Origin of the sequence: Streptomyces sp. G45 (genome assembly GCF_049542095.1) — a bacterium.
Classification (GTDB): domain Bacteria; phylum Actinomycetota; class Actinomycetes; order Streptomycetales; family Streptomycetaceae; genus Streptomyces.
The window spans coordinates 5,510,670-5,534,241 of the sequence record NZ_JBMUZU010000001.1 but is presented as its reverse complement, the minus strand read 5'-3'; the positions used below and the strand labels follow the sequence as shown (position 1 = coordinate 5,534,241).

Here is a 23,572-nt window from a genome sequence, read left to right as displayed (position 1 = left end):
GACTGATGCGGGCGGGGGCGCTTCTCACCGGGCTCGGCGCTGCCGTCCCGTTGCCGCGCGTCGGCTTCGGGGCGGCGGCGCCGCTGCCGCGCGCCGGGGACGACCCTCCGGTGACGATCCCCCGCGATCCCGCGCGGGAGGCGGCCGAGGACGAGCTGTCCAAGCCGCTGTACCACGAGAACGACCCGGGGCTCTTCCAGCGGGTCCTGAACCGCCTCCTGGGGTGGGTGGACGACCTGTTCTCCGCCGCCTCGGGGGCGGCGCCGGGCGGCGCGCTCGGCCTGCTGGTCATCGTGCTCGCGGTGGTGGGCCTGCTGGCCGCCCTGTGGTGGCGGCTCGGCACGCCCCGCCGCGCTCCCGGCACGGCACCGGCGCTCTTCGACGACCGCCCGCGCAGCGCGGCGGAGCACCGCGCGGCCGCCGAGGCGCACGCCGCCCAGGGCCACTGGAGCCAGGCCGTCCAGGAGCGGATGCGCGCCGTCGTCCGCTCTCTGGAGGAGCGGGCCCTCCTCGACCCGCGCCCGGGCCGCACCGCCGACGAGGCCGCCGCGGAGGCGGGCCGCACCATGCCCGCGCACGCGGACCGGCTGCACGGCGCGGCCCGGGAGTTCGACGACGTCACGTACGGCGGACGCGTCGGCGACAAAGCCACGTACGCCCGCCTCACCGAACTCGACCAGGACCTGGCCCGCACCAGGCCGACGCTCCTCACCGCCACCCACAGCACCGCCGCGAGCAGCGCCCCCGGCCCCCATGGACCCCACGCCCCCCACGGCCCCCAGGGCTCCCCCGGAGCGACCGGATGACCGGCCCCACGGACCCGCAGCGGCCCGCCCCACCCGAAGGCACCCCGGAGCCCCCTGCCCCGGCCCACGCCCCCCGCTCCGCGGCGACCGACGCCCAGCCCTCCACCGCGGCGGCCCCCACCACCGGAGCCCTCGCGACCGGAGCCCACGCCACCGAAGCCCCCACCACCGGAGCCCTCGCCACCCCCACCCCGAGCGCCCCCACAGCCACCTCGCACCCCGAGGCCCCCACGCCCTCGCGGCCCCCCGCCTCCCCCCGGCCGACGGCACCGCAGCCGCCCCCGCCCACCTCCCTGGCCCCCACCCCCCGCCAGCTGTGGACCCGCTCCCGCGGCGTGCTCCTCGCGCTCGTCGTCGTCCTCGTCACCGGCATCGCCATCGCCATCGCCGTCGTCCGCTCCGGCGCGCACCAGGGCCGTCTCGACCCGCGCTCCGCCAGCTCGCAGGGCAGCCGAGCCGTGGCCGAACTCCTCGCCGACCGGGGCGTGTCCACGCGCGTGGTCACCACCACCGAGGCGGCCCGGTCCGCCGCGGGTCCGGACACCACCCTCGTCGTGGCCAACCCCGACCTGCTCAGCGACGACCAGCAGACCCGCCTCCAGGCCGCCACCCAGGACTCCGGAGGCCGCACCGTCCTGGTCGCCCCCGGCAAACCGTCCGTGTCGAAGCTCGCCCCCGGGGTCACCGCGGACGACCTGCCCAGCCTTGAATCGACGCTGGCCCCCGACTGCTCCCTGCCCGCCGCCCGCCGCGCGGGCTCCGCCGACATGGGCGGCATCCGCTACGACACACTCGCCCCGAACGCCGAGGCCTGCTACCGCAGCCTCGACCTGCCCAGCCTCCTGCTCCTCCCCGCCGACCGCCCCGAACGTCCCGAGCGCCCCGAGGGCGGCACCGCGGGCGACGCCGACAACGACACCCCCACCCGGGGCGACACGGTGATCATCGGCGCCCCCGACATCCTCTACAACGACCGCCTGGACCAGCACGGCAACGCCTCGCTCGCCCTCCAACTCCTCGGCTCCCGCCCCCATGTGGTCTGGTACCTCCCCTCCCTCTCCGACGACGCGGCGGACGGCAGCGCCGACGACAGCTTCTTCGACCTGATCCCCTCCGGCTGGCTCTGGGGCACCCTTCAGCTGACCGTCGCGGCGGTCCTGGCCGCGCTCTGGCGCGCCCGCCGCTTCGGCCCACTCGTCCCCGAACGACTCCCCGTCGCGGTCCGCGCCTCCGAGACCGCCGAAGGCCGCGCCCGCCTCTACCGCAAGGCCGACGCCCGTGACCGCGCCGCCGCGGCTCTTCGCTCCGCCACCCGCACCCGCATCGCCCCCCTCGTCGGCGTCCCCACCGCCCGGGCCCACACGCCCGAAGCGCTCCTGCCCGCCCTGACCAGCCGTCTGCGCACGCCCGGCCAGGACCCGCACCCCCTCCTCTTCGGCCCGCCGCCCGCCGACGACGCAGGGCTCATCGCCCTCGCCGACCAACTCGACGCCCTCGAAAGTGAGGTACGTACTTCATGATGGACCCGACCACTGACAACGCCGGGAGCTCCGACCGCGCCCGCTCCTCCCTTGAGGCCCTGCGCACCGAGATCTCCAAGGCCGTGGTCGGCCAGGACCCCGCCGTCACCGGCCTCGTCGTGGCCCTGCTGTGCCGCGGCCACGTCCTGCTCGAAGGCGTCCCCGGCGTCGCGAAGACCCTCCTCGTACGGGCCCTCGCCGCGTCCCTGGAACTCGACACCAAGCGCGTCCAGTTCACCCCCGACCTGATGCCCAGCGACGTGACGGGCTCCCTCGTCTACGACGCCCGCACCACGGAGTTCTCCTTCCAGCCGGGCCCGGTCTTCACCAACCTCCTGCTCGCCGACGAGATCAACCGCACCCCTCCCAAGACCCAGTCCTCCCTCCTCGAAGCGATGGAGGAGCGCCAGGTCACCGTCGACGGCACCCCCCGCCCGCTCCCCGACCCGTTCCTCGTGGCCGCCACGCAGAACCCCGTCGAGTACGAGGGCACCTATCCCCTGCCCGAGGCCCAGCTGGACCGCTTCCTCCTGAAGCTGACGGTCCACCTGCCGTCCCGCGACGACGAGATCGCCGTCTTGAGGCGCCACGCGGAAGGCTTCAATCCGCGCGACCTGAGCGCCGCGGGCGTACGCCCCGTCGCGACCGCCGCGGACCTCGAAGCGGCCCGCGCCGCAGTCGCCAAGACCACGGTCTCCCCCGAGATCACCGCGTACGTCGTCGACGTCTGCCGCGCCACCCGCGAGTCCCCGTCCCTCACCCTCGGCGTCTCCCCGCGCGGCGCCACGGCCCTGCTGTCCACGGCCCGCGCGTGGGCCTGGCTGACCGGCCGGGACTATGTCATCCCCGACGACGTGAAGAACCTCGCCCTGCCCACGCTCCGCCACCGCGTGCAGCTGCGCCCGGAGGCCGAGATGGAGGGCGTGACCGCGGACTCCGTCATCAACGCGGTCCTCACCCACGTCCCGGTGCCCCGCTGATGGCGCTCACCGGCCGCGCCGCCCTCCTGGCGGCCCTCGGCTCCCTCCCGGTCGGCATCCTGGAGCCGAGCTGGACGGGCATCCTCGCCGTCAACGCGCCGCTCGCCCTGGCCTGCGCCTGCGACGCCGCCCTCGCCGCCCCCGTACGCCGCCTCGTCCTGACCCGCTCCGGAGACACCTCCGTACGCCTGGACGAGCCCGCGGACGTCCAGCTCACCGTCACCAATCCCACCAGGCGCCCCTTGCGCGCCGACGTCCGCGACGCCTGGCCCCCGAGCAGCTGGCAGCCCGGAACCGAAGTCGCCGCTTCCCGGCACCGGTTGGACGTCCCCTCCGGAGAGCGCCGCCGCCTCACCACCCGTCTGCGCCCCACCCGCCGCGGCGACCACCGGGCCGACCGCGTCACGATCCGCTCGTACGGCCCGCTCGGCCTGTTCACCCGCCAGGGCAGCCACCGCGTCCCGTGGACGCTGCGCGTCCTGCCGCCCTTCACCAGCCGCAAGCACCTGCCGTCGAAGCTGGCCCGCCTGCGCGAACTCGACGGCCGCACCAGTGTCCTGCTGCGCGGCCAGGGCACGGAGTTCGACAGCCTGCGCGAGTACGTTCCCGGCGACGACACCCGTTCCATCGACTGGCGCGCCACCGCCCGCCACTCCTCCGTAGCCGTCCGCACCTGGCGTCCCGAGCGCGACCGCCACATCCTCGTGGTCCTCGACACCGGCCGCACGTCAGCGGGCCGCGTCGGCGACGCCCCGCGCCTCGACGCCTCCATGGACGCCGCCCTGCTCCTCGGGGCGCTCGCTTCCCGCGCGGGCGACCGCGTCGACCTTCTCGCCTACGACCGCCGGGTACGCGCCCTGGTCCAGGGCAAGGCCGCGGGAGACGTCCTGCCGTCGATCGTCAACGCCTTGGCGACGCTCGAACCGGAGCTCGTCGAGACCGACGCCCGGGGCCTGGCCGCCACGGCCCTGCGCACGGCTCCGCGCAACGCCCTGATCGTGCTCCTCACCAACCTGGAAGCGGCCCCCATCGAGGAGGGCCTGCTCCCGGTGCTTCCCCGCCTCACTCAACGCCACACGGTCGTCGTGGCCTCCGTGGCCGACCCACACATCGCCGAAATGGCCGCGTCACGCGGTACGACAGAGGCGGTGTACGACGCCGCGGCCGCCGCCCAGGCACAAATGGAACGCCGTCGCACGGCCGAGCAGCTCACCCGCCACGGCGTCACGGTCGTGGACGCCACCCCGGCGAACCTGCCCCCAGCCCTGGCGGACACCTATCTCTCCCTCAAGGCCGCAGGCCGCCTCTAAGACGCCTCCGACAGCCGCAGCTACTACTGCGGCGAAAGCACGTACTTAAACGCAGAAAAACCTCGATCCCCGAGCGGAACTCGGGGATCGAGGCTTTATCACATTTAGTTCGGCGGCGTCCTACTCTCCCACAGGGTCCCCCCTGCAGTACCATCGGCGCTGTAAGGCTTAGCTTCCGGGTTCGGAATGTAACCGGGCGTTTCCCTCACGCTATGACCACCGAAACACTATGAAACAGTGAACTACCGCACCACACACACCCGTGTGTGGGGTTGTTCGTGGTTTCAGAACCAACACAGTGAACGCGAGCAACTGAGGACAAGCCCTCGGCCTATTAGTACCAGTCAACTCCACCCCTCACGAGGCTTCCATATCTGGCCTATCAACCCAGTCGTCTACTGGGAGCCTTACCCCATCAAGTGGGTGGGAGCCCTCATCTCGAAGCAGGCTTCCCGCTTAGATGCTTTCAGCGGTTATCCCTCCCGAACGTAGCCAACCAGCCATGCCCTTGGCAGAACAACTGGCACACCAGAGGTTCGTCCGTCCCGGTCCTCTCGTACTAGGGACAGCCCTTCTCAAGACTCCTACGCGCACAGCGGATAGGGACCGAACTGTCTCACGACGTTCTAAACCCAGCTCGCGTACCGCTTTAATGGGCGAACAGCCCAACCCTTGGGACCGACTCCAGCCCCAGGATGCGACGAGCCGACATCGAGGTGCCAAACCATCCCGTCGATATGGACTCTTGGGGAAGATCAGCCTGTTATCCCCGGGGTACCTTTTATCCGTTGAGCGACGGCGCTTCCACAAGCCACCGCCGGATCACTAGTCCCGACTTTCGTCCCTGCTCGACCCGTCAGTCTCACAGTCAAGCTCCCTTGTGCACTTACACTCAACACCTGATTACCAACCAGGCTGAGGGAACCTTTGGGCGCCTCCGTTACCCTTTGGGAGGCAACCGCCCCAGTTAAACTACCCATCAGACACTGTCCCTGATCCGGATCACGGACCCAGGTTAGACATCCAGCACGACCAGAGTGGTATTTCAACGACGACTCCACACACACTGGCGTGCATGCTTCACAGTCTCCCACCTATCCTACACAAGCCGAACCGAACACCAATATCAAACTGTAGTAAAGGTCCCGGGGTCTTTCCGTCCTGCTGCGCGAAACGAGCATCTTTACTCGTAGTGCAATTTCACCGGGCCTATGGTTGAGACAGTCGAGAAGTCGTTACGCCATTCGTGCAGGTCGGAACTTACCCGACAAGGAATTTCGCTACCTTAGGATGGTTATAGTTACCACCGCCGTTTACTGGCGCTTAAGTTCTCAGCTTCGCCCCACCGAAATGGAGCTAACCGGTCCCCTTAACGTTCCAGCACCGGGCAGGCGTCAGTCCGTATACATCGCCTTACGGCTTCGCACGGACCTGTGTTTTTAGTAAACAGTCGCTTCTCGCTGGTCTCTGCGGCCACCCCCAGCTCCAGAGGTAAACTCCATCACCGGGTGTGGCCCCCCTTCTCCCGAAGTTACGGGGGCATTTTGCCGAGTTCCTTAACCATAGTTCACCCGAACGCCTCGGTATTCTCTACCTGACCACCTGAGTCGGTTTAGGGTACGGGCCGCCATGAAACTCGCTAGAGGCTTTTCTCGACAGCATAGGATCATCCACTTCACCACAATCGGCTCGGCATCAGGTCTCACCCCACGTGCGCGACGGATTTACCTACCGCGCGGGCTACACCCTTACCCCGGGACAACCACCGCCCGGGCTGGACTACCTTCCTGCGTCACCCCATCACTCACCTACTATCAGCTTGGATCAGCGGCTCCACCACTCCGAGATCACCCGAAGGATCACCCGGCGGCTTCACGGCCTTAGCATCACTGGATTCGATGTTTGGCGCTCCATAGCGGGTACCGGAATATCAACCGGTTATCCATCGACTACGCCTGTCGGCCTCGCCTTAGGTCCCGACTTACCCTGGGCAGATCAGCTTGACCCAGGAACCCTTAGTCAATCGGCGCACACGTTTCTCACGTATGTATCGCTACTCATGCCTGCATTCTCACTCGTGAACCGTCCACCACTGCCTTCCGGCGCAGCTTCACCCGGCACACGACGCTCCCCTACCCATCAACACGGACGTTGGTCCTCATGTGTCAATGACACGACTTCGGCGGTACGCTTGAGCCCCGCTACATTGTCGGCGCGGAATCACTAGACCAGTGAGCTATTACGCACTCTTTCAAGGGTGGCTGCTTCTAAGCCAACCTCCTGGTTGTCTCTGCGACTCCACATCCTTTCCCACTTAGCGTACGCTTAGGGGCCTTAGTCGATGCTCTGGGCTGTTTCCCTCTCGACCATGGAGCTTATCCCCCACAGTCTCACTGCCGCGCTCTCACTTACCGGCATTCGGAGTTTGGCTAAGGTCAGTAACCCGGTAGGGCCCATCGCCTATCCAGTGCTCTACCTCCGGCAAGAAACACACGACGCTGCACCTAAATGCATTTCGGGGAGAACCAGCTATCACGGAGTTTGATTGGCCTTTCACCCCTAACCACAGGTCATCCCCCAGGTTTTCAACCCTGGTGGGTTCGGCCCTCCACGACCTCTTACAGCCGCTTCAGCCTGCCCATGGCTAGATCACTCCGCTTCGGGTCTTGAGCGCGCTACTCTATCGCCCTATTCGGACTCGCTTTCGCTACGGCTTCCCCACACGGGTTAACCTCGCAACACACCGCAAACTCGCAGGCTCATTCTTCAAAAGGCACGCAGTCACGAGAACAAGGCAAGCCTTGTTCCGACGCTCCCACGGCTTGTAGGCACACGGTTTCAGGTACTATTTCACTCCGCTCCCGCGGTACTTTTCACCATTCCCTCACGGTACTATCCGCTATCGGTCACCAGGGAATATTTAGGCTTAACGGGTGGTCCCGCCAGATTCACACGGGATTTCTCGGGCCCCGTGCTACTTGGGTGTCTCACAAGCAAGCCGCTGACATTTCGACTACGGGGGTCTTACCCTCTACGCCGGACCTTTCGCATGTCCTTCGCCTACATCAACGGTTTATAACTCGCCTCATGACCGGCAGATCATGAAAGTGAGATCCCACAACCCCCCAAGCGCAACCCCTGCCGGGTCTCACACGCTTGAGGTTTGGCCTCATCCAGTTTCGCTCGCCACTACTCCCGGAATCACGGTTGTTTTCTCTTCCTGCGGGTACTGAGATGTTTCACTTCCCCGCGTTCCCTCCACACCGCCTATATATTCAGCGGCGGGTGACAGCCCATGACGACTGCCGGGTTTCCCCATTCGGAAACCCCCGGATCAAAGCCTGGTTGACGACTCCCCGGGGACTATCGCGGCCTCCCACGTCCTTCATCGGTTCCTGGTGCCAAGGCATCCACCGTGCGCCCTTAAAAACTTGGCCACAGATGCTCGCGTTCACTGTGCAGTTCTCAAACAACGACCAACCACCCGTCACAACCTGCCAAAGCAGACCTACACCGGGGTCGGCATCCATGAAGGCAGCCTCACGGCCATACCTTCAGGACCCAACAGCGTGCCCGACCAGTTCCTGCCCGAAGATCATGCGTTCCACGCTCTGACGAGCAGTACTAACAGCCTCCGACCCAGAACCTGGCCGAGTAGTCAACGTTCCACCCATGAGCAACCAGCATCAGACGTTCGCTGATGTACTGGCCTCTGACCTCACCCCGAAGGGATCAGTAAGAAGTGCTCCTTAGAAAGGAGGTGATCCAGCCGCACCTTCCGGTACGGCTACCTTGTTACGACTTCGTCCCAATCGCCAGTCCCACCTTCGACAGCTCCCTCCCACAAGGGGTTGGGCCACCGGCTTCGGGTGTTACCGACTTTCGTGACGTGACGGGCGGTGTGTACAAGGCCCGGGAACGTATTCACCGCAGCAATGCTGATCTGCGATTACTAGCGACTCCGACTTCATGGGGTCGAGTTGCAGACCCCAATCCGAACTGAGACCGGCTTTTTGAGATTCGCTCCACCTCGCGGTATCGCAGCTCATTGTACCGGCCATTGTAGCACGTGTGCAGCCCAAGACATAAGGGGCATGATGACTTGACGTCGTCCCCACCTTCCTCCGAGTTGACCCCGGCGGTCTCCCGTGAGTCCCCACCACCCACAAAGGGGCGTGCTGGCAACACGGGACAAGGGTTGCGCTCGTTGCGGGACTTAACCCAACATCTCACGACACGAGCTGACGACAGCCATGCACCACCTGTACACCGACCACAAGGGGGCGACCATCTCTGGCCGTTTCCGGTGTATGTCAAGCCTTGGTAAGGTTCTTCGCGTTGCGTCGAATTAAGCCACATGCTCCGCCGCTTGTGCGGGCCCCCGTCAATTCCTTTGAGTTTTAGCCTTGCGGCCGTACTCCCCAGGCGGGGCACTTAATGCGTTAGCTGCGGCACGGACAACGTGGAATGTTGCCCACACCTAGTGCCCACCGTTTACGGCGTGGACTACCAGGGTATCTAATCCTGTTCGCTCCCCACGCTTTCGCTCCTCAGCGTCAGTATCGGCCCAGAGATCCGCCTTCGCCACCGGTGTTCCTCCTGATATCTGCGCATTTCACCGCTACACCAGGAATTCCGATCTCCCCTACCGAACTCTAGCCTGCCCGTATCGACTGCAGACCCGGGGTTAAGCCCCGGGCTTTCACAACCGACGCGACAAGCCGCCTACGAGCTCTTTACGCCCAATAATTCCGGACAACGCTCGCGCCCTACGTATTACCGCGGCTGCTGGCACGTAGTTAGCCGGCGCTTCTTCTGCAGGTACCGTCACTTGCGCTTCTTCCCTGCTGAAAGAGGTTTACAACCCGAAGGCCGTCATCCCTCACGCGGCGTCGCTGCATCAGGCTTTCGCCCATTGTGCAATATTCCCCACTGCTGCCTCCCGTAGGAGTCTGGGCCGTGTCTCAGTCCCAGTGTGGCCGGTCGCCCTCTCAGGCCGGCTACCCGTCGTCGCCTTGGTGAGCCACTACCTCACCAACAAGCTGATAGGCCGCGGGCTCATCCTGCACCGCCGGAGCTTTCCACCACCAGACCATGCGGTCAGTGGTTGTATCCGGTATTAGACCCCGTTTCCAGGGCTTGTCCCAGAGTGCAGGGCAGATTGCCCACGTGTTACTCACCCGTTCGCCACTAATCCACCCCGAAGGGCTTCATCGTTCGACTTGCATGTGTTAAGCACGCCGCCAGCGTTCGTCCTGAGCCAGGATCAAACTCTCCGTGAATGTGAACCCGTAATCGGGTGCAACACCACGAGAGCGGAACAACCAGGAGGAATAATCCCGGTCGTTCACAGCGTCCTCGCTGTGCGCCTCCCCCAACGATTCGCGGGGAAGGACTTTTTCAAAGGAACCTCGTCCCAACCGGTGATCCGGCCGGAGACGGGGTATCAACATATCTGGCGTTGACTTTTGGCACGCTGTTGAGTTCTCAAGGAACGGACGCTTCCTTTGTACTCACCCTCTCGGGCTTTCCTCCGGGCGCTTCCCTTCGGTATTTCGTGTTTCCGACTCTATCAGATCTTTCCGGCTTCCCGGTCCGTTCCGATTCCCTCGGCGCCTTTCAGGTCTGCGCTTTCGCGCTTTCCTTTCCGGCGGCTCCGACTTTATCAGAAGTTTTTGGCCGGTCTGACCGGCTCAACATTCCGATGGGTCGGATGGCGTCTTGATTCCTCATCGAGATCGTCGAGATCGAAGAGATTCAAGAAGCAGGTAGATGTTCACTGTCGCCGAGCGAGCCAACCAGCTCTAGGCAACTGTTCGAATCTACCTCCCCGGGCCGGTCACGTCAATGACTTTTCCGGGGCGACGAGGAGACTAGCAGGTCAGAGACGTCGTGCGCACATCACGCGGCAGTGGGCACCGCAGCGCTCCGCTCCGCCTCCTCTACGTCGCCCGTCTCTCCGGAGCGGGCCGCCCTGCCTCCCAGGACATAGACGTACGCGAGAAAGGCCAGCTCGGCGGCGATGCCGATGCTGATGCGGGCCCAAGTGGGGAGGCCGGACGGGGTCACGAAGCCCTCGATGGCGCCCGACACCAGCAGGACCAGGGCGAGGCCGATGGCCATGCCCAGGGCTGAGCGGCCTTCCTCCGCCATCGCCGCCCGGCGCGTACGGGGGCCCGGCTCGATGAGGGTCCAGCCGAGCCGCAGACCTGTCCCCGCCGCTACGAAGACCGCGGTCAGTTCGAGGAGGCCGTGCGGGAGGATAAGGCCGAGGAAGGTGTCGAGGCGGCCCGCGGAGGACATCAGGCCGATCCCCACCCCCAGGTTGAGCATGTTCTGGAAGAGGATCCAGATCACCGGGAAGCACAGGAAGGCCCCCAGGACCAGGCACATCGCCGCAGCCTGGGCGTTGTTCGTCCACACCTGAGCGGCGAAGGACGTCGCCGGGTGGCTGGAGTAGTACGTCTCGTACTCACCCCCGGGGCGCGTCATGTCGCGCAGCTCGGAGGGGGCCGCGATGGAGGCCTGCACTTCGGGGTGGGCGCCGACCCACCAGCCGAGCACCGCGGCCAGGGCGGTGGACAGCAGCGCCGCCGGTATCCACCAGTGACGTGACCGGTAGACGGCGGCGGGGAAACCGTGCGTCAGGAAGCGGGTGGCGTCTCTCCAGGAGGCGCGGCGGGTGCCGGTCACGGCGCTGCGCGCGCGGGCCACGAGCTGGGTGAGGCGGCCGGTGAGCTGGGGGTCGGGGGCGCTGGACTGGATCAGGGACAGGTGCGTCGCCGTGCGCTGGTACAGGACGACGAGTTCGTCGATCTCCGGGCCGGTGAGGTGGCGCTGGCGGCGCAGCAGGGCGTCCAGGCGGTCCCATTCCGCCCGGTGTGCGGACACGAAGACGTCGAGGTCCATCGGCTCGGCTGCTCCCCGGGGGTTCGTAGTGCTCGTAGTGCTCGTACTGCTCGTGTGGCTCGCGTAGCTCGTGCTTCTCGCGGTTCTCGTACCGCTCGTACTCGTCTCGTACTCGTCGCACTGGTTCTACTGGGGTGCGATCGGTCTTCAGCTTGGCAGACTGGCGGTTCGAGGGGCACGGACGGAAGGGCGGCGGGCGTGAGTGAGCTTGTGACGGGCGAGGCGGTGGCGCTTGAGCTGCGGCCCGCGAAGCTGCCGAGCCGGGTGCTGGCCGTCCTCATCGACATGACGGTGGCGTGGTCGCTGTACCTGGCCGTCACACTGGGGCTGTTCGCGGCGTCCGCGTCCCTGGACGACGCGGCGGCGGCCGCCATCGCCGTGGCGACGTTCGTGCTGGTTCTGGTGGGCGTGCCGATCGCGGTGGAGACGCTCAGCCATGGTCGGTCCCTGGGGAAGCTGGCGTGTGGGCTGCGGGTCGTGCGGGACGACGGCGGGCCGATCCGGTTCCGGCACGCGCTGGTGCGCGGGGCGGTCGGGGTCGTCGAGATCCTGCTGACGTTCGGGGTCGTCGCGTGCGTCGCGTCGCTGGCGTCGGCGCGCGGGCGGCGGCTCGGTGACGTGTTCGCGGGGACGCTCGTCGTGCGGGAACGGGTGCCCGCCGGGCAGACCGGGTACATTCCGGCGCCGCCGCCGTGGCTGACGGGGCGGTTCGCCGACCTCGACCTGTCGATGGTGCCGGACGGCCTGTGGCTGGCGATCCGGCAGTACCTGACCCGGATGGGGCAGCTCGATCCGCAGGTCGGCTGGGCGATGGCGGAGCGGCTCGCCGCGGACGTGGTCGCGCGGACGGGCGCGCCCGCGCCGGAGGGGGTGCCGCCCGCGGCGTTCCTGGCGGCCGTCGTGCAGGAACGGCAGGCCCGGGAAGCGCGGAAGGCCTTTGGCGGTCCGGGAGTTGGCGGTGCGGGAGTTGGGGGCGGGGCAGCGGGGGCTGCTGCGGCCGGGGGTGCCGGTGACCCCTTCGGAACGCAGGGCTCCGCGCCGCTCACGCCGTCGCCGTACGCTCCCTCGCCCCCACCCGTCCCACCCGCCCCATCCACCTCGTACACCCCACCCTCCACCTACGCCCCACCTGCCGAAGCCGCCCCCGCCAGGCCCAGTCCGCCCCCGCCGCCCGCCGGTCCCCCGGCGCCGCCGCGTGAGGCGGAGCCGTCCCGCCCCGCGACGGGCTTCGTGCCGCCCGCGTGAGGTCGGGGCGCCGCGTGGGCGTCAGGGGCCGTCGGGGAACGTCGACGGCGGGGACTTGAGGTCTTCCAGCTCGACGCCGGGTGCCGCGAGGACGACGTCGCCGCTGAGGTGGAGGGTGTGCTGCTCGCCCGTGTCCAGGGCTGTGACCTGGTACGCGTCCACGGTCAGGGGGCCGTTGTCAGTGGCGTGTGCTTCTCTTTCAGCAGGGCCCAGGACTGGTCGAGGGTGCGGGGCGCCAGGACCGGGTCGGTGAAGGCGACCAGGCGGACGCGGGTCGCGGGGAAGCGGGGGCCAGCCGCAGCAGCCGGGCGGTGGCGACGAGGAAGGCGGGGGACGTGCCGGTGAAGGCGTGGGCGGGAGCGCGGTTCTCGGTGGCGTGGGCGCCGGTGGCGTCGGTGCGGACCCAGGTGACGCCGTCGAGGGCGGCGGCGCGCACCTGCCAGCCGGAGGCGTGCAGTTCGAGACGGATGGGGCGGCCGAGTTCGTCGATGGCCAGGTCGACGGAGCCCGCGTGGTCGCCGGAAGGGGTGGTGCGCTGAGCGACGTAGCGCCAGCCGGTCGGGCCGGGCGCGCACTGGAAGTGTTCTTCGCCGAGGGGGGTGTGATCGTGCGGATCGTGCAGCGAATAGCGGCCGCGGGGCATGGGGCGTGGTCCTTGTCGCGGGACGTGCGGTAACGGGGCAGGCCCCCACCGGGAGGCGAGGGCCTGCTGGAGACCGGGCTGCTGGAGATCGTGCTGCCGGGTGCCGTGCCGGGGCGCGGGGCACCGGCGGCGGCCCGGAGGCGTCAGTAGCGGTAGTGGTCCGGCTTGTACGGGCCCTCGACCTTGACGCCGATGTACGCGGCCTGCTCGGGGCGGAGCGTCGTCAGCTTCACGCCGAGCGAGTCCAGGTGCAGACGGGCGACCTTCTCGTCGAGGTGCTTGGGGAGCACGTAGACGCCGGTCGGGTACTCCTCCTGCTTGGTGAACAGCTCGATCTGGGCCAGGGTCTGGTCCGCGAACGAGTTGGACATCACGAACGACGGGTGGCCGGTCGCGTTGCCCAGGTTCAGCAGGCGGCCCTCGGACAGCACGATGATGACCTTGCCGTCGGGGAAGGTCCAGGTGTGGACCTGCGGCTTGACCTCGTCCTTGACGATGCCCGGGATCTTCGCGAGACCGGCCATGTCGATCTCGTTGTCGAAGTGGCCGATGTTGCCCACGATCGCCTGGTGCTTCATCTTGGCCATGTCCGAGGCCAGGATGATGTCCTTGTTGCCGGTCGTGGTGATGAAGATGTCGGCCTTGTCGACGACCTCGTCGAGCGTCGTGACCTGGTAGCCGTCCATCGCCGCCTGGAGGGCGCAGATCGGGTCGACCTCGGTGACGATCACACGCGCGCCCTGGCCGCGCAGCGACTCCGCGCAGCCCTTGCCCACGTCGCCGTAGCCGCAGACGACCGCGGTCTTGCCGCCGATGAGGACGTCGGTGGCGCGGTTGATGCCGTCGACCAGGGAGTGGCGGCAGCCGTACTTGTTGTCGAACTTCGACTTGGTGACGGCGTCGTTGACGTTGATCGCCGGGAACAGGAGGGTGCCGTCGCGCTGCATCTCGTACAGGCGGTGCACGCCGGTCGTGGTCTCCTCGGTCACGCCGCGGATCTCCGAGGCGAGCTGGGTCCACTTCTGCGAGCCCTCGGAGATGGTGCGGTTGAGGAGCTGGAGGATGACCCGGTGCTCGTCGTTCTCCGCCGTCTCGACCGCGGGGACCTTGCCCGCCTTCTCGTACTCGACGCCCTTGTGGACCAGGAGGGTGGCGTCGCCGCCGTCGTCCAGGATCATGTTCGGGCCGCCGGTGGGCGTGTTCGGCCAGGTCAGGGCCTGCTCCGTGCACCACCAGTACTCTTCGAGGGTCTCGCCCTTCCAGGCGAAGACCGGGACGCCCTGCGGGTTCTCCGGCGTGCCGTTCGGGCCCACGGCGATGGCGGCCGCGGCGTGGTCCTGGGTGGAGAAGATGTTGCAGGAGGCCCAGCGGACCTGGGCGCCCAGGGCGACCAGGGTCTCGATGAGCACGGCGGTCTGCACGGTCATGTGCAGGGAGCCGGTGACGCGGGCGCCCTTGAGGGGCTGCGCGTCGGCGTACTCCTTGCGGATCGCCATCAGGCCGGGCATCTCGTGCTCGGCGAGCGTGATCTCCTTGCGGCCGAACTCCGCCAGGGAGAGGTCGGCGACCTTGAAGTCCTTGCCGTTGACGGCAGTGGTCATGGTGAGGTGCTCCTCGTGGTTGGTCGAGGGTGGGCATGGCTGACCTGCGGCTTCGGGGCACAGGCAGGCCCCGGTGCGCGCAGCGCAGTCCGTCGGAGGCCCTCTCTCCCTCGGCCGGTCCAGGAGCGGACCGCCCGACCGCCATCAGCAGCGACGTCTGGCACTGTCACGAATCTACACCGATTGGCGCAGCGCGCCACAGGCCGCCTCCGAGGCGTGGCTGGATCACGACCTGCGCAAAGGCATTCAGACCCCTGTGAACCGGGACCTTTGGTCTTTTGATCCTGTCCCTGTCTGTTGCAGGATGCCTGGAGATCGGGAACATATGCGCGATCTTGTTCGGTCAAGCCCTAGGAGAACCACGTGACCAGTCCGGCCGATCCCCCCACGGGCGGCGGTGAGCGCGAGCGGCTCAGGCTGCTCGCCGTGACCGCCTGTCCGACCGGCATCGCCCACACGTATATGGCGGCGGAGAAGCTTCAGCAGGCCGCCGACCGTCTCGGCGTGGAGCTGAAGGTGGAGACGCAAGGCTCCATCGGAGCCGAGAACGTCCTCTCTGACAACGATGTCAGCAACGCCGACGGCGTCATCGTCGCGGCCGACAAGGACGTGGACCTCGGCCGGTTCGTGGGCAAGCGCGTGCTGTCCGTCGGGGTGTCCGAGGGCATCAGCCATCCGGAGCGGCTGATCGAGCAGGTGCGGAGCGCGCCGGTGCACGGCGGCGGGGCCGCGGGCGGTGGCGACGCCGCGGCGACCTCGGGGGGCGGTGCCGGTGGCGGCCGGGAGCGGAGCGTCGCGTACAAGGCGCTGATGAACGGCGTCTCGTACATGATTCCGTTCGTCGTGGTCGGCGGGCTGCTGATCGCGATATCGCTGTCGCTCGGCGGGCACACCGACCCCAAGGGCGGGCTCGTCATCCCGGACGACTCGTTCTGGATGCACGTGAACCAGATCGGGGTCATCGGGTTCACGCTGATGGTGCCGATCCTGTCCGGCTACATCGCGTACGCGATCGGGGACCGGCCCGCGCTCGTGCCGGGCATGATCGGCGGGTGGATCGCCAACACCGGTGAGCTGTACGACTCCAAGGCGGGGGCCGGGTTCATCGGGGCGATCGTGACCGGGTTCCTCGCCGGGTACCTGGTGGTGGGGATCAAGAAGGTCAGGGTCCCGAAGTTCGTGCAGCCGATCATGCCGATCATCGTCATTCCGATCGTGGCGACCAGTGCGCTGGGGCTCTTCTTCATCTATGTCATCGGCAAGCCGATCTCGTGGGTCTTCGAGCATCTGACGGACTGGCTCAGCGGGATGACGGGGACGAGCGCGATCCTGCTCGGGGCGATTCTCGGCCTGATGATCGCGTTCGACATGGGCGGACCGGTCAACAAGACGGCGTTCCTCTTCGGTGCCGGGCTCATCGCGACCGGCAACCAGACCGTCATGGGCATGTGCGCCGCGGCGATTCCGGTGATGCCGCTCGGGCAGGGGCTCGCGACGCTGATCCGCAAGCGGCTCTACAGCGAGCAGGAGCGGGAGACGGGGCTCGCGGCGTTGTTCATGGGGTTGTTCGGGATCTCGGAGGGTGCGATTCCGTTCGCGGCCGCGCGCCCCGCGCAGGTCATTCCGGCGAACATGCTGGGCGGTGCGGTGGCCGGTGCGATCGCGGGCCTCGCGAGCGTGAAGGACGCCGTGCCGCACGGGGGGCCGATCGTGGCGGTGCTCGGCGCGGTGGGGGGTGTGCCGATGTTCCTCGTGGCGGTGGCCGCGGGCACGGTGGCCACCGCGGTCGCCACGGTGTCGCTGGTGGATCTGAGCGAGCGGAAGCGACGTAGTCAGGCGGTGGACGGTGGGCTCGGCGGGCCCGGCGGGCCGGAGCCGGTGCTCGCGGGGGTTGGCGCGAGCGCCTCGGGGGCGGCGTCAGCCTCTCCGGATCCGGCGGCTCCCGCTGCGGCGGCTCCCGCTCCGACGCCTTCGGCCCCTGCGGCTTCGATGCCTGCGGCCTCGGCCTCGACGCCTGCGGCCTCGGGTTTGGCTTCGGGTTCGGGTTCGGCCGCGTCGTCGTCCGCCGACCCGCAGGTCCTCTCCGGCTACCTCGACCGGCGGAGTGTGGAGGTCCAGCTCGCGGCAGCGGACAAGGAGGCGGCCATCCGGGAGATGGCGGCGCTACTCGCCCGTACCGGCAAGGTCGACGACGCCGAGGAGCTGGTGCGGACCGCGCTCGCCCGGGAGGCACAGGGCACCACCGGTCTCGGCGAGGAGATCGCGATCCCGCACGCCAAGACCGACGCCGTGAGCGCGCCGGTGGTCGGGTTCGCCCGGTCCGCCGAGGGCATCGAGTGGGGCTCGCTGGACGGTACGAAGGCCAAGCTGATCTTCATGATCTCCGTGCCGGAGGCGGCCGCGGGCGACGAGCACCTGCGGATCCTCGCGCTGCTCTCGCGCAGGCTGATGGACGCGGGCTTCCGGGAGCGGCTGGTGGCGGCACCGGACGAGGCGGCGGTCCTGGAGGTGCTGCGCGAGGTGGAGTAGCTCGTCACGCATGGGCGCCCTGAGTCGCGTACATACGTTGCGTACACACATCGCGTACACACATCGCGTACATACGTTGCGTACATACATGGAGAGGGCCCCGCACCTGTACGGTGCGGGGCCCTCTCCATGTGTCCACGTACGGACGACGGTCAGTGACCGCTCTCCGGGGTCGGGCCGCCCGGGGTCTTCGCCGGGTTCGTGCCCGCGGCGGCGGCCTCCTCGCTGTAGATGTCCGGCTCCAGGTAGATGACGCGGGCGATGGGGACGGCCGCGCGGATGCGGTCCTCGGCGGCGTTGATCGCCTCGGCGACCTCGCGGGCCGTGTCGTCGTGCTGGACGGCGACCTTGGCGGCGACGAGGAGTTCCTCGGGGCCGAGGTGCAGCGTGCGCATGTGGATGACGCGGGTGACGGTGTCGCCGTCGACGAGGGCCTGCTCGATCTTCGCGACCTCCTCGGTGCCCGCGGCCTCGCCGAGCAGCAGCGACTTGGTCTCGGCGGCGAGCACGATCGCGATGAGGATCAGCAGCACGCCGATGCACAGCGTGCCGATGCCGTCCCAGACGCCGTCGCCGGTGGCGAGGGCGAGCCCGACGCCGCCGAGCGCGAGGACCAGGCCAACGAGCGCGCCGAGGTCCTCAAGGAGGACGACGGGCAGCTCAGGGGCCTTGGCACGGCGGACGAACTCCTTCCAGGAGAGCGAGCCGCGCAGGGTGTTGGACTCCTTGATGGCGGTCCGGAAGGAGAAGGACTCCGCGATGATGGCGAACACCAGGACGCCCACCGGCCAGTACCAGTGCTCGATCTCGTGCGGGTGCTTGATCTTCTCGTAGCCCTCGTAGATGGCGAACATGCCGCCGACGGAGAAGAGCACGATGGAGACCAGGAACGCGTAGATGTAGCGCTCGCGGCCGTATCCGAAGGGGTGTTGCGGGGTGGCCTCGCGCTGGGCCTTCTTGCCGCCGAGGAGCAGCAGGCCCTGGTTGCCGGAGTCGGCGAGCGAGTGGACGCTCTCGGCGAGCATCGACGACGAGCCACTGAAGAGGAACGCCACGAATTTCGACGCCGCGATCGCGAGGTTGGCGGCGAGCGCCGCCACGATCGCCTTGGTTCCGCCTGACGCACTCATGTGTGCTCGTTGTTCCCTTCACCTGCGTGACCTGTCACCTGTGTGACCCGTGTCCGGCCACCCGCGTGACCGTATCGGGCGCGCGGGCCGGTTGTCCGGCCCGCGCGGTGGGTCATTGTTGCAGCACGCGTCGGGTGGGGCGGGTCAGGCGACCACGGTGGCGCGGAAAAGCGTGCCGGTGCCGGACACTTCGGTCTTCTCGCCCGCGGGGACGAACACGGACTGGCCGGGCGTGAGGTCGAGGTCGCCCGCGCGGACCGCACCGGCCGTGCAGAGCAGGATCTGCGGGGTCTCGGCGGTGAGGTCGTGCGTGGCGCCGCCCTCGGGCAGCACGTAGCGGGAGAGGCGGAACTCGTCGATCGGGGTGTCGTAGACCTCCTCGCCGTCGGCGGAGGCCTCGGGGCGCAGCACGCCGGGGTCGGTGGCCTCGAAGCGCACGACGCGCAGGAGTTCGGGCACGTCGACGTGCTTGGGGGTGAGGCCGCAGCGCAGCACGTTGTCGGAGTTGGCCATGATCTCGACGCCCATGCCGTTGAGGTAGGCGTGCGGGACTCCGGCGCCGAGGTAGAGGGCCTCGCCGGGGTTGAGGCGGACGTGGTTGAGGAGCATGGCCGCGATGACGCCGGGGTCGCCGGGGAAGTGCCGGGCCGCGTCGGCGTACGGGGCGTACGCGCCGCCGAGGCGTTCGGCGGCGGCCGCGGCCTCGGTGACCGTGGCGGTCATCTCGTCGCGGTCGGCGGTGAGCACGGCCGTGAGGACCTCGCGCAGCGCGGCGTCCTCGGGCCGGGCGCGCAGCAGGTCGACGTACGGCTTGAGCGAGTCGACGCCGAGGCCCGCGAGCAGGTCGGCGGCCTCGGCCGGGGGCCGGAAGCCGCACAGGCCCTCGAACGGCGTGAGCGCGCAGATCAGTTCGGGCTTGTGGTTGGCGTCCTTGTAGTTGCGGTGCGGGGCGTCGATCGGGACGCCGCGCTGCTCCTCGTCCTCGTACCCCTCGCGGGCCTGCTCGCGGTTCGGGTGCACCTGTACGGAGAGGGGGGCGCCCGCGGCGAGGATCTTGAGCAGGAACGGCAGGCGCGGGCCGAACGCGTCGACGGCGCGCGCGCCGAGTTCGCGCCGGGGGTCCTCGGCGATCACCTCGTCGAGGGGGCCGCGCTCGGTGCGCGAGGGCGCCCCCGGGTGGGCGCCCAGCCACATCTCGGCCTGCGGCTCCCCGGTCGGCTCGACGCCGAGGAGGCCCGCGATGGCGGTGGTGGAGCCCCAGGCGTAGGGGCGGATGGTGTTGGTGAGGCGGTCCACGGCGGGGGTCTCCCTTACGGGCTTACAGGCTTACGGGCTTGCGGGGGCGCGTGCGCTGCGCGGGGGCGCGTGCGCTGCGCGGGCGCGCGCGTGTCTCTTACGGGTGCGCGTTCACGCGTGTCTCTTGCGGGCGCGTGTCCATATGGACGGGTTCATACGGACGGGTTCATATGGCGGGTTCATACGGACGAGTTCCTGCGGACGACTCCGTACGCGCGACTCTGTACGCACGGGTCCATGCGCACAGGTCCATACGCACGGATCCATGCGGATGGGTCCATGCGGATGGGTCCATGCGCACAAGTTCATACGGATGAATCCATGTGTACGAGTCCATGTGTGTATGGGTCCATATATGTACGGCTCCATCTGCACAGGTCCATGTGTATGTACGGGGCTATGTGTACAGGTCCATGTGTACGGGTTCACGGGGCGAGTTGACGGGACGAGTCCACAGTGGACGGGACGAGTTCACAGGGATGCCGTCACGTTCACAGGTACGGGCACGGGTGCCCGTCCCGGGTCGCGCGCAAGCGCCCGGCGGGCGCCGTCATGATCGGCTCCCGGAGGCGAGCGCCAGGTAAACGGCGGCGAAATCCGTGATGGCGATCAGTTCGGCGAGGCGCTCCAGGTCACCGCCGTCCTCCGGTTCGAGGTCGCTGACCGCAGTGTCGTGGCTGTGGGCGAGTTCGCGGGCGGCGGGCGCCGCGGTCAGGCCCCCGGCGTCGGCCGGGCGGTCCCTGAGCAGGACGACGCGGGCGCGCAGCGGGGCCGGGTCCTCGACGCGGTCGCGGAAGAAGTCGTCGCTGTCGGCACCGCCGGGCCCGCCCCCGGCCAGCAGGGTGGCGTGCGCGGGCAGGGCTTCGGGCAGCTCGGCGGCGAGCGCGGCGTGGCCCGCCAACTCGGCGAGGGCGGCGGCGAAGCGGCGGCCCGCGGGGCCCGCGCCCTGGCCCTCGGTCCAGATCAGCGGCAGCGCCTCGGCCAGCTCGGCGGCGAGGGTCTTCGCGGGGTTGCTGTACGTGGCGATGGCCGGGCCGCAGCGCTCGGCGACCGCGTCCAGGCGGTCGGCGGCCTTCTCCAGGGCCTCGACGGGCGCGCTGACCAGCCCCGTGCGGTCGAGCAGGATCAGCAGCGGGACGAGCAGGGCCCACAGCGTGCCGGGGGCGGCGGCGGGGGCCTCCGCCTCGCCGCCGTCGTCGCCGCCGCCGCGCGCGGCGGGGTGCGGCGGCGCGGCCAGCGGGACGGTCAGGCCGTGGGAGCCGGTGACGCTCTCGGCCAGCGGGGAGCGGTCGGGGGCGACGGCCACCACGGTGCAGCCGCGGCGGTAGGCCTGCTCGGCGAGGAGCGGCAGGCCCGGTTCGGTGCCGTCGGGCGTGGCGATGAGCAGCAGGTCGACGGGGCCGACCCAGCCGGGCAGGGACCAGCGCAGGGCGCCCGCCGCGGGGGCCACGCCGGTGGGGGCGAGGCGGATGACGGGGCAGCTGGGGCTGGCGAGCGCGCCGAGCAGGTCGGCGACGCCGACCGCGGCGGTGCCGGGGCCCGCGATCAGGACGGCGCGGGGGCGGCCGTCCGGCTTGAGCCCGGTCAGCCCGGACTCCGTGGCGTGCCGGACCGCGGTGCGCACCCGGGCGCCCGCCTCGGCGGCGCCGCGCAGCAGGTCGTGGCGGTCGGCGAGGGCCAGGGCCTCGGGGGCGTCCAGGAGCGACTCGTCGAGCATGGGGTCCGCCTCTTCCTCGCGTGGGCGCCGGGTGCGCCGGGGGCTGCTCCTGATCCTTACTCGGGGCGGCGGGCCTCGTCGACCAGGAGGACGGGGATGCCGTCACGGACGGGGTAGGCGAGGCCGCATTCGGTGCCTTCCGCCGTGCACACCAGCTCGGTGTCCGTCTCCTTCAGGGGAGCGTGACAGGCCGGGCAGGCGAGGATCTCCAGGAGACCGGCTTCGAGCGGCATGAGGGGGTCCCTTCGGGGGGTTGGACAGGGCGTCTGCCCAGCCTATCTCTGGCCGGGGAGCCTTGGGCGGGGGGCCGGGCCGGGGGGCCGGGCGGAGGTGGGCCCTCGCGGGGCGCCCCAGGCCCGCCGCCCTTCACCGAAACGAGGGGGCCCGCCCCCCTGGCACCCCCGTCCATCGGCCTTCGGCCTCGTCCGCAAACGCCGGACGGGCTGAATCCCGCCCGGCGGGCCGGGACAAGGGAAGGCGGGGCTCAAGCCCTGATGATGGCCAGGGCCGCGTCCCTGATCTCTTCCATCGTCCGCTGGTCGCGCGCCTCGGCGTTGAGGCGGAGGAGGGGTTCGGTGTTGGAGGCGCGGACGTTGAACCACCAGTCGGCGGCGGTGACGGTGAGGCCGTCGAGTTCGTCGAGGGTGACGCCGTCCTGGCCTTCGTACGCGGCCTTGATCGCGGCGAGGCGGGCGGCCTGGTCGTCAACGGTGGAGTTGATCTCGCCGGAGCCGACGTAGCGGTCGTACTGCGCGACCAGGGCCGACAGCGGGCCGTCCTGGCCGCCGAGGGCGGCCAGGACGTGCAGGGCGGCCAGCATGCCCGTGTCGGCGTTCCAGAAGTCGCGGAAGTAGTAGTGCGCGGAGTGCTCGCCGCCGAAGATAGCGCCGCTCTTGGCCATCTCCTCCTTGATGAAGGAGTGGCCCACGCGCGTGCGCACGGGCGTGCCGCCGTTCTCCTTGACGACCTCGGGGACCGACCACGACGTGATCAGGTTGTGGATGACCGTGCCCCTGCCGCCGTGCTTGGCCAGCTCGCGGGAGGCGACCAGGGCGGTGATGGCCGACGGGGAGATGGGGCCGCCGTTCTCGTCGACGACGAAGCAGCGGTCGGCGTCGCCGTCGAAGGCGATGCCCAGGTCGGCGCCCTCCTCGCGGACGCGCTTCTGGAGGTCGACGATGTTCGCCGGATCCAGCGGGTTCGCCTCGTGGTTGGGGAAGGTGCCGTCCAGCTCGAAGTACATCGGTACGAGGGTCAGCGGCAGGCCCTCGAAGACGGTGGGGACGGTGTGGCCGCCCATGCCGTTGCCCGCGTCGACGACGACCTTGAGCGGGCGGATCGCGGTCAGGTCCACCAGGGAGCGCAGGTGTGCCGCGTAGTCCTTGAGGGTGTCGCGCCGCGTGACGGTGCCGGGGGTGGCGGCGGGCTCGGGGGCGCCGATCTCCGCCCAGCGCTCGACGAGGGCGCGGATGTCGGCCAGGCCCGTGTCCTGCCCGACCGGGGCGGCACCCGCGCGGCACATCTTGATGCCGTTGTACTGGGCCGGGTTGTGCGAGGCGGTGAACATCGCGCCCGGCAGGTCCAGCGCCCCCGACGCGTAGTACAGCTGGTCCGTCGAGCACAGGCCGATCTCCGTAACGTTCACGCCCCGGGCCGCCGCGCCCCGCGCGAACGCACCCGAGAGACCCGGCGACGAAGGCCGCATGTCATGCCCCACCACCATCGCCTCCGCGCCCGTGACCTGCGCGAACGCCGCACCGAACAACTCCGCCAGCGACTCGTCCCACTGGTCCGGGACCACTCCGCGCACGTCGTACGCCTTGACGATCTGGGACAGATCAGCAGTCACGGCCAACCCTCTCTGCAAGGTTCATGGAGCTCGGCAA

13 protein-coding genes, 3 rRNA genes and 1 pseudogene are annotated in these 23,572 nt (G+C 69.0%); 6 read left to right on the top strand and 11 right to left on the bottom strand.

Annotation, left to right across the window (positions count from 1 at the left end):
• The first annotated feature begins 5 nt into the window (after window positions 1-5).
• The 4 genes from ACOBQU_RS23300 to ACOBQU_RS23285 are packed head-to-tail and all read left to right on the top strand — an operon-like array spanning window position 6 to window position 4,616.
• Window positions 6-806: a DUF4129 domain-containing protein gene (locus ACOBQU_RS23300; RefSeq protein WP_423629238.1), complete on the top strand. Its 801-nt coding sequence runs from the start codon at window positions 6-8 to the stop codon at window positions 804-806.
• Window positions 803-2,326: a DUF4350 domain-containing protein gene (locus ACOBQU_RS23295; protein ID WP_423629237.1), complete on the top strand. Its 1,524-nt coding sequence runs from the start codon at window positions 803-805 to the stop codon at window positions 2,324-2,326. Before ACOBQU_RS23300 ends, ACOBQU_RS23295 begins: the two co-directional genes overlap by 4 nt.
• Entirely contained in the window at window positions 2,326-3,306 is a 981-nt protein-coding gene (locus ACOBQU_RS23290; protein ID WP_423634661.1) for an AAA family ATPase, read from the top strand. The genes ACOBQU_RS23295 and ACOBQU_RS23290 overlap by 1 nt, the downstream gene beginning before the upstream one ends.
• Window positions 3,306-4,616: a DUF58 domain-containing protein gene (locus ACOBQU_RS23285; protein WP_423629236.1), complete on the top strand. Its 1,311-nt coding sequence runs from the start codon at window positions 3,306-3,308 to the stop codon at window positions 4,614-4,616. Before ACOBQU_RS23290 ends, ACOBQU_RS23285 begins: the two co-directional genes overlap by 1 nt.
• 107 nt (window positions 4,617-4,723) lie before the next feature.
• Here ACOBQU_RS23285 and rrf read toward each other — a convergent pair.
• The 4 genes from rrf to ACOBQU_RS23265 all read right to left on the bottom strand — a co-directional run bounded on the left by rrf (window position 4,724) and on the right by ACOBQU_RS23265 (window position 11,525).
• Window positions 4,724-4,840 (bottom strand): 5S ribosomal RNA (gene rrf / locus ACOBQU_RS23280).
• 90 nt (window positions 4,841-4,930) lie between these two features.
• Window positions 4,931-8,053: ribosomal RNA gene (locus ACOBQU_RS23275) — 23S ribosomal RNA — on the bottom strand.
• Between the two features lie 316 nt (window positions 8,054-8,369).
• Window positions 8,370-9,898 (bottom strand): 16S ribosomal RNA (locus ACOBQU_RS23270).
• The 16S, 23S and 5S rRNA genes sit together here, the layout of an rRNA operon.
• A gap of 619 nt (window positions 9,899-10,517) precedes the next feature.
• Window positions 10,518-11,525, bottom strand: a complete 1,008-nt coding sequence (locus tag ACOBQU_RS23265) for a stage II sporulation protein M (RefSeq protein ID WP_423629235.1) — start codon at window positions 11,523-11,525, stop codon at window positions 10,518-10,520.
• Between the two features lie 198 nt (window positions 11,526-11,723).
• On the opposite strand from ACOBQU_RS23265, the gene ACOBQU_RS23260 reads away from it, so the two are divergent.
• Window positions 11,724-12,770, top strand: coding sequence for an RDD family protein (locus ACOBQU_RS23260; protein ID WP_423629234.1), 1,047 nt, complete (start codon window positions 11,724-11,726; stop codon window positions 12,768-12,770).
• 21 nt (window positions 12,771-12,791) lie between these two features.
• Here ACOBQU_RS23260 and ACOBQU_RS23255 read toward each other — a convergent pair.
• Together ACOBQU_RS23255 and ahcY are read right to left on the bottom strand one after the other, a co-directional pair.
• Window positions 12,792-13,413: pseudogene (locus ACOBQU_RS23255) on the bottom strand (hypothetical protein).
• Between the two features lie 143 nt (window positions 13,414-13,556).
• Entirely contained in the window at window positions 13,557-15,014 is a 1,458-nt protein-coding gene (gene ahcY, locus ACOBQU_RS23250; RefSeq protein WP_423629233.1) for an adenosylhomocysteinase, read from the bottom strand.
• 363 nt (window positions 15,015-15,377) lie between these two features.
• Between ahcY and ACOBQU_RS23245 the strand changes: the two genes are divergently transcribed.
• The gene (locus ACOBQU_RS23245) at window positions 15,378-17,543 is read left to right on the top strand and encodes a fructose-specific PTS transporter subunit EIIC (RefSeq protein WP_423629232.1); all 2,166 of its coding nucleotides are present in this window, start codon (window positions 15,378-15,380) and stop codon (window positions 17,541-17,543) included.
• A gap of 152 nt (window positions 17,544-17,695) precedes the next feature.
• On the opposite strand, the gene ACOBQU_RS23240 is transcribed toward ACOBQU_RS23245, so the two are convergent.
• The 5 genes from ACOBQU_RS23240 to ACOBQU_RS23220 form a co-directional block, all read right to left on the bottom strand.
• A complete protein-coding gene (locus ACOBQU_RS23240) occupies window positions 17,696-18,673 on the bottom strand; it encodes a cation diffusion facilitator family transporter (RefSeq protein WP_423629231.1) in 978 nt (325 codons plus the stop codon).
• 144 nt (window positions 18,674-18,817) lie between these two features.
• Complete coding sequence (manA, locus tag ACOBQU_RS23235; protein ID WP_423629230.1) at window positions 18,818-19,969, bottom strand: mannose-6-phosphate isomerase, class I; 1,152 nt, start codon at window positions 19,967-19,969, stop codon at window positions 18,818-18,820.
• A gap of 550 nt (window positions 19,970-20,519) precedes the next feature.
• Window positions 20,520-21,686, bottom strand: coding sequence for an SIS domain-containing protein (locus ACOBQU_RS23230; protein ID WP_423629229.1), 1,167 nt, complete (start codon window positions 21,684-21,686; stop codon window positions 20,520-20,522).
• Between the two features lie 56 nt (window positions 21,687-21,742).
• Window positions 21,743-21,919, bottom strand: a complete 177-nt coding sequence (locus ACOBQU_RS23225) for a Trm112 family protein (RefSeq protein WP_423629228.1) — start codon at window positions 21,917-21,919, stop codon at window positions 21,743-21,745.
• Between the two features lie 251 nt (window positions 21,920-22,170).
• Window positions 22,171-23,535 carry a phosphomannomutase/phosphoglucomutase gene (locus ACOBQU_RS23220; protein WP_423629227.1) on the bottom strand — a complete coding sequence of 455 codons (1,365 nt, stop codon included), beginning with the start codon at window positions 23,533-23,535 and terminating at the stop codon, window positions 22,171-22,173.
• Window positions 23,536-23,572: the final 37 nt, after the last annotated feature.

Excerpts from the sequence above, each read along its gene's own strand:
- ACOBQU_RS23300 (WP_423629238.1), top strand. The coding sequence starts at position 6 with ATGCGGGCGGGGGCGCTTCTCACCGGGCTCGGCGCTGCCGTCCCGTTG.
- ACOBQU_RS23295 (WP_423629237.1), top strand. The coding sequence starts at position 803 with ATGACCGGCCCCACGGACCCGCAGCGGCCCGCCCCACCCGAAGGCACC.
- ACOBQU_RS23290 (WP_423634661.1), top strand. The coding sequence starts at position 2,326 with ATGGACCCGACCACTGACAACGCCGGGAGCTCCGACCGCGCCCGCTCC.
- ACOBQU_RS23285 (WP_423629236.1), top strand. The coding sequence starts at position 3,306 with ATGGCGCTCACCGGCCGCGCCGCCCTCCTGGCGGCCCTCGGCTCCCTC.
- ACOBQU_RS23265 (WP_423629235.1), bottom strand. The coding sequence starts at position 11,525 with ATGGACCTCGACGTCTTCGTGTCCGCACACCGGGCGGAATGGGACCGC.
- ahcY (WP_423629233.1), bottom strand. The coding sequence starts at position 15,014 with ATGACCACTGCCGTCAACGGCAAGGACTTCAAGGTCGCCGACCTCTCC.
- ACOBQU_RS23240 (WP_423629231.1), bottom strand. The coding sequence starts at position 18,673 with ATGAGTGCGTCAGGCGGAACCAAGGCGATCGTGGCGGCGCTCGCCGCC.
- ACOBQU_RS23230 (WP_423629229.1), bottom strand. The coding sequence starts at position 21,686 with ATGCTCGACGAGTCGCTCCTGGACGCCCCCGAGGCCCTGGCCCTCGCC.
- ACOBQU_RS23225 (WP_423629228.1), bottom strand. The coding sequence starts at position 21,919 with ATGCCGCTCGAAGCCGGTCTCCTGGAGATCCTCGCCTGCCCGGCCTGT.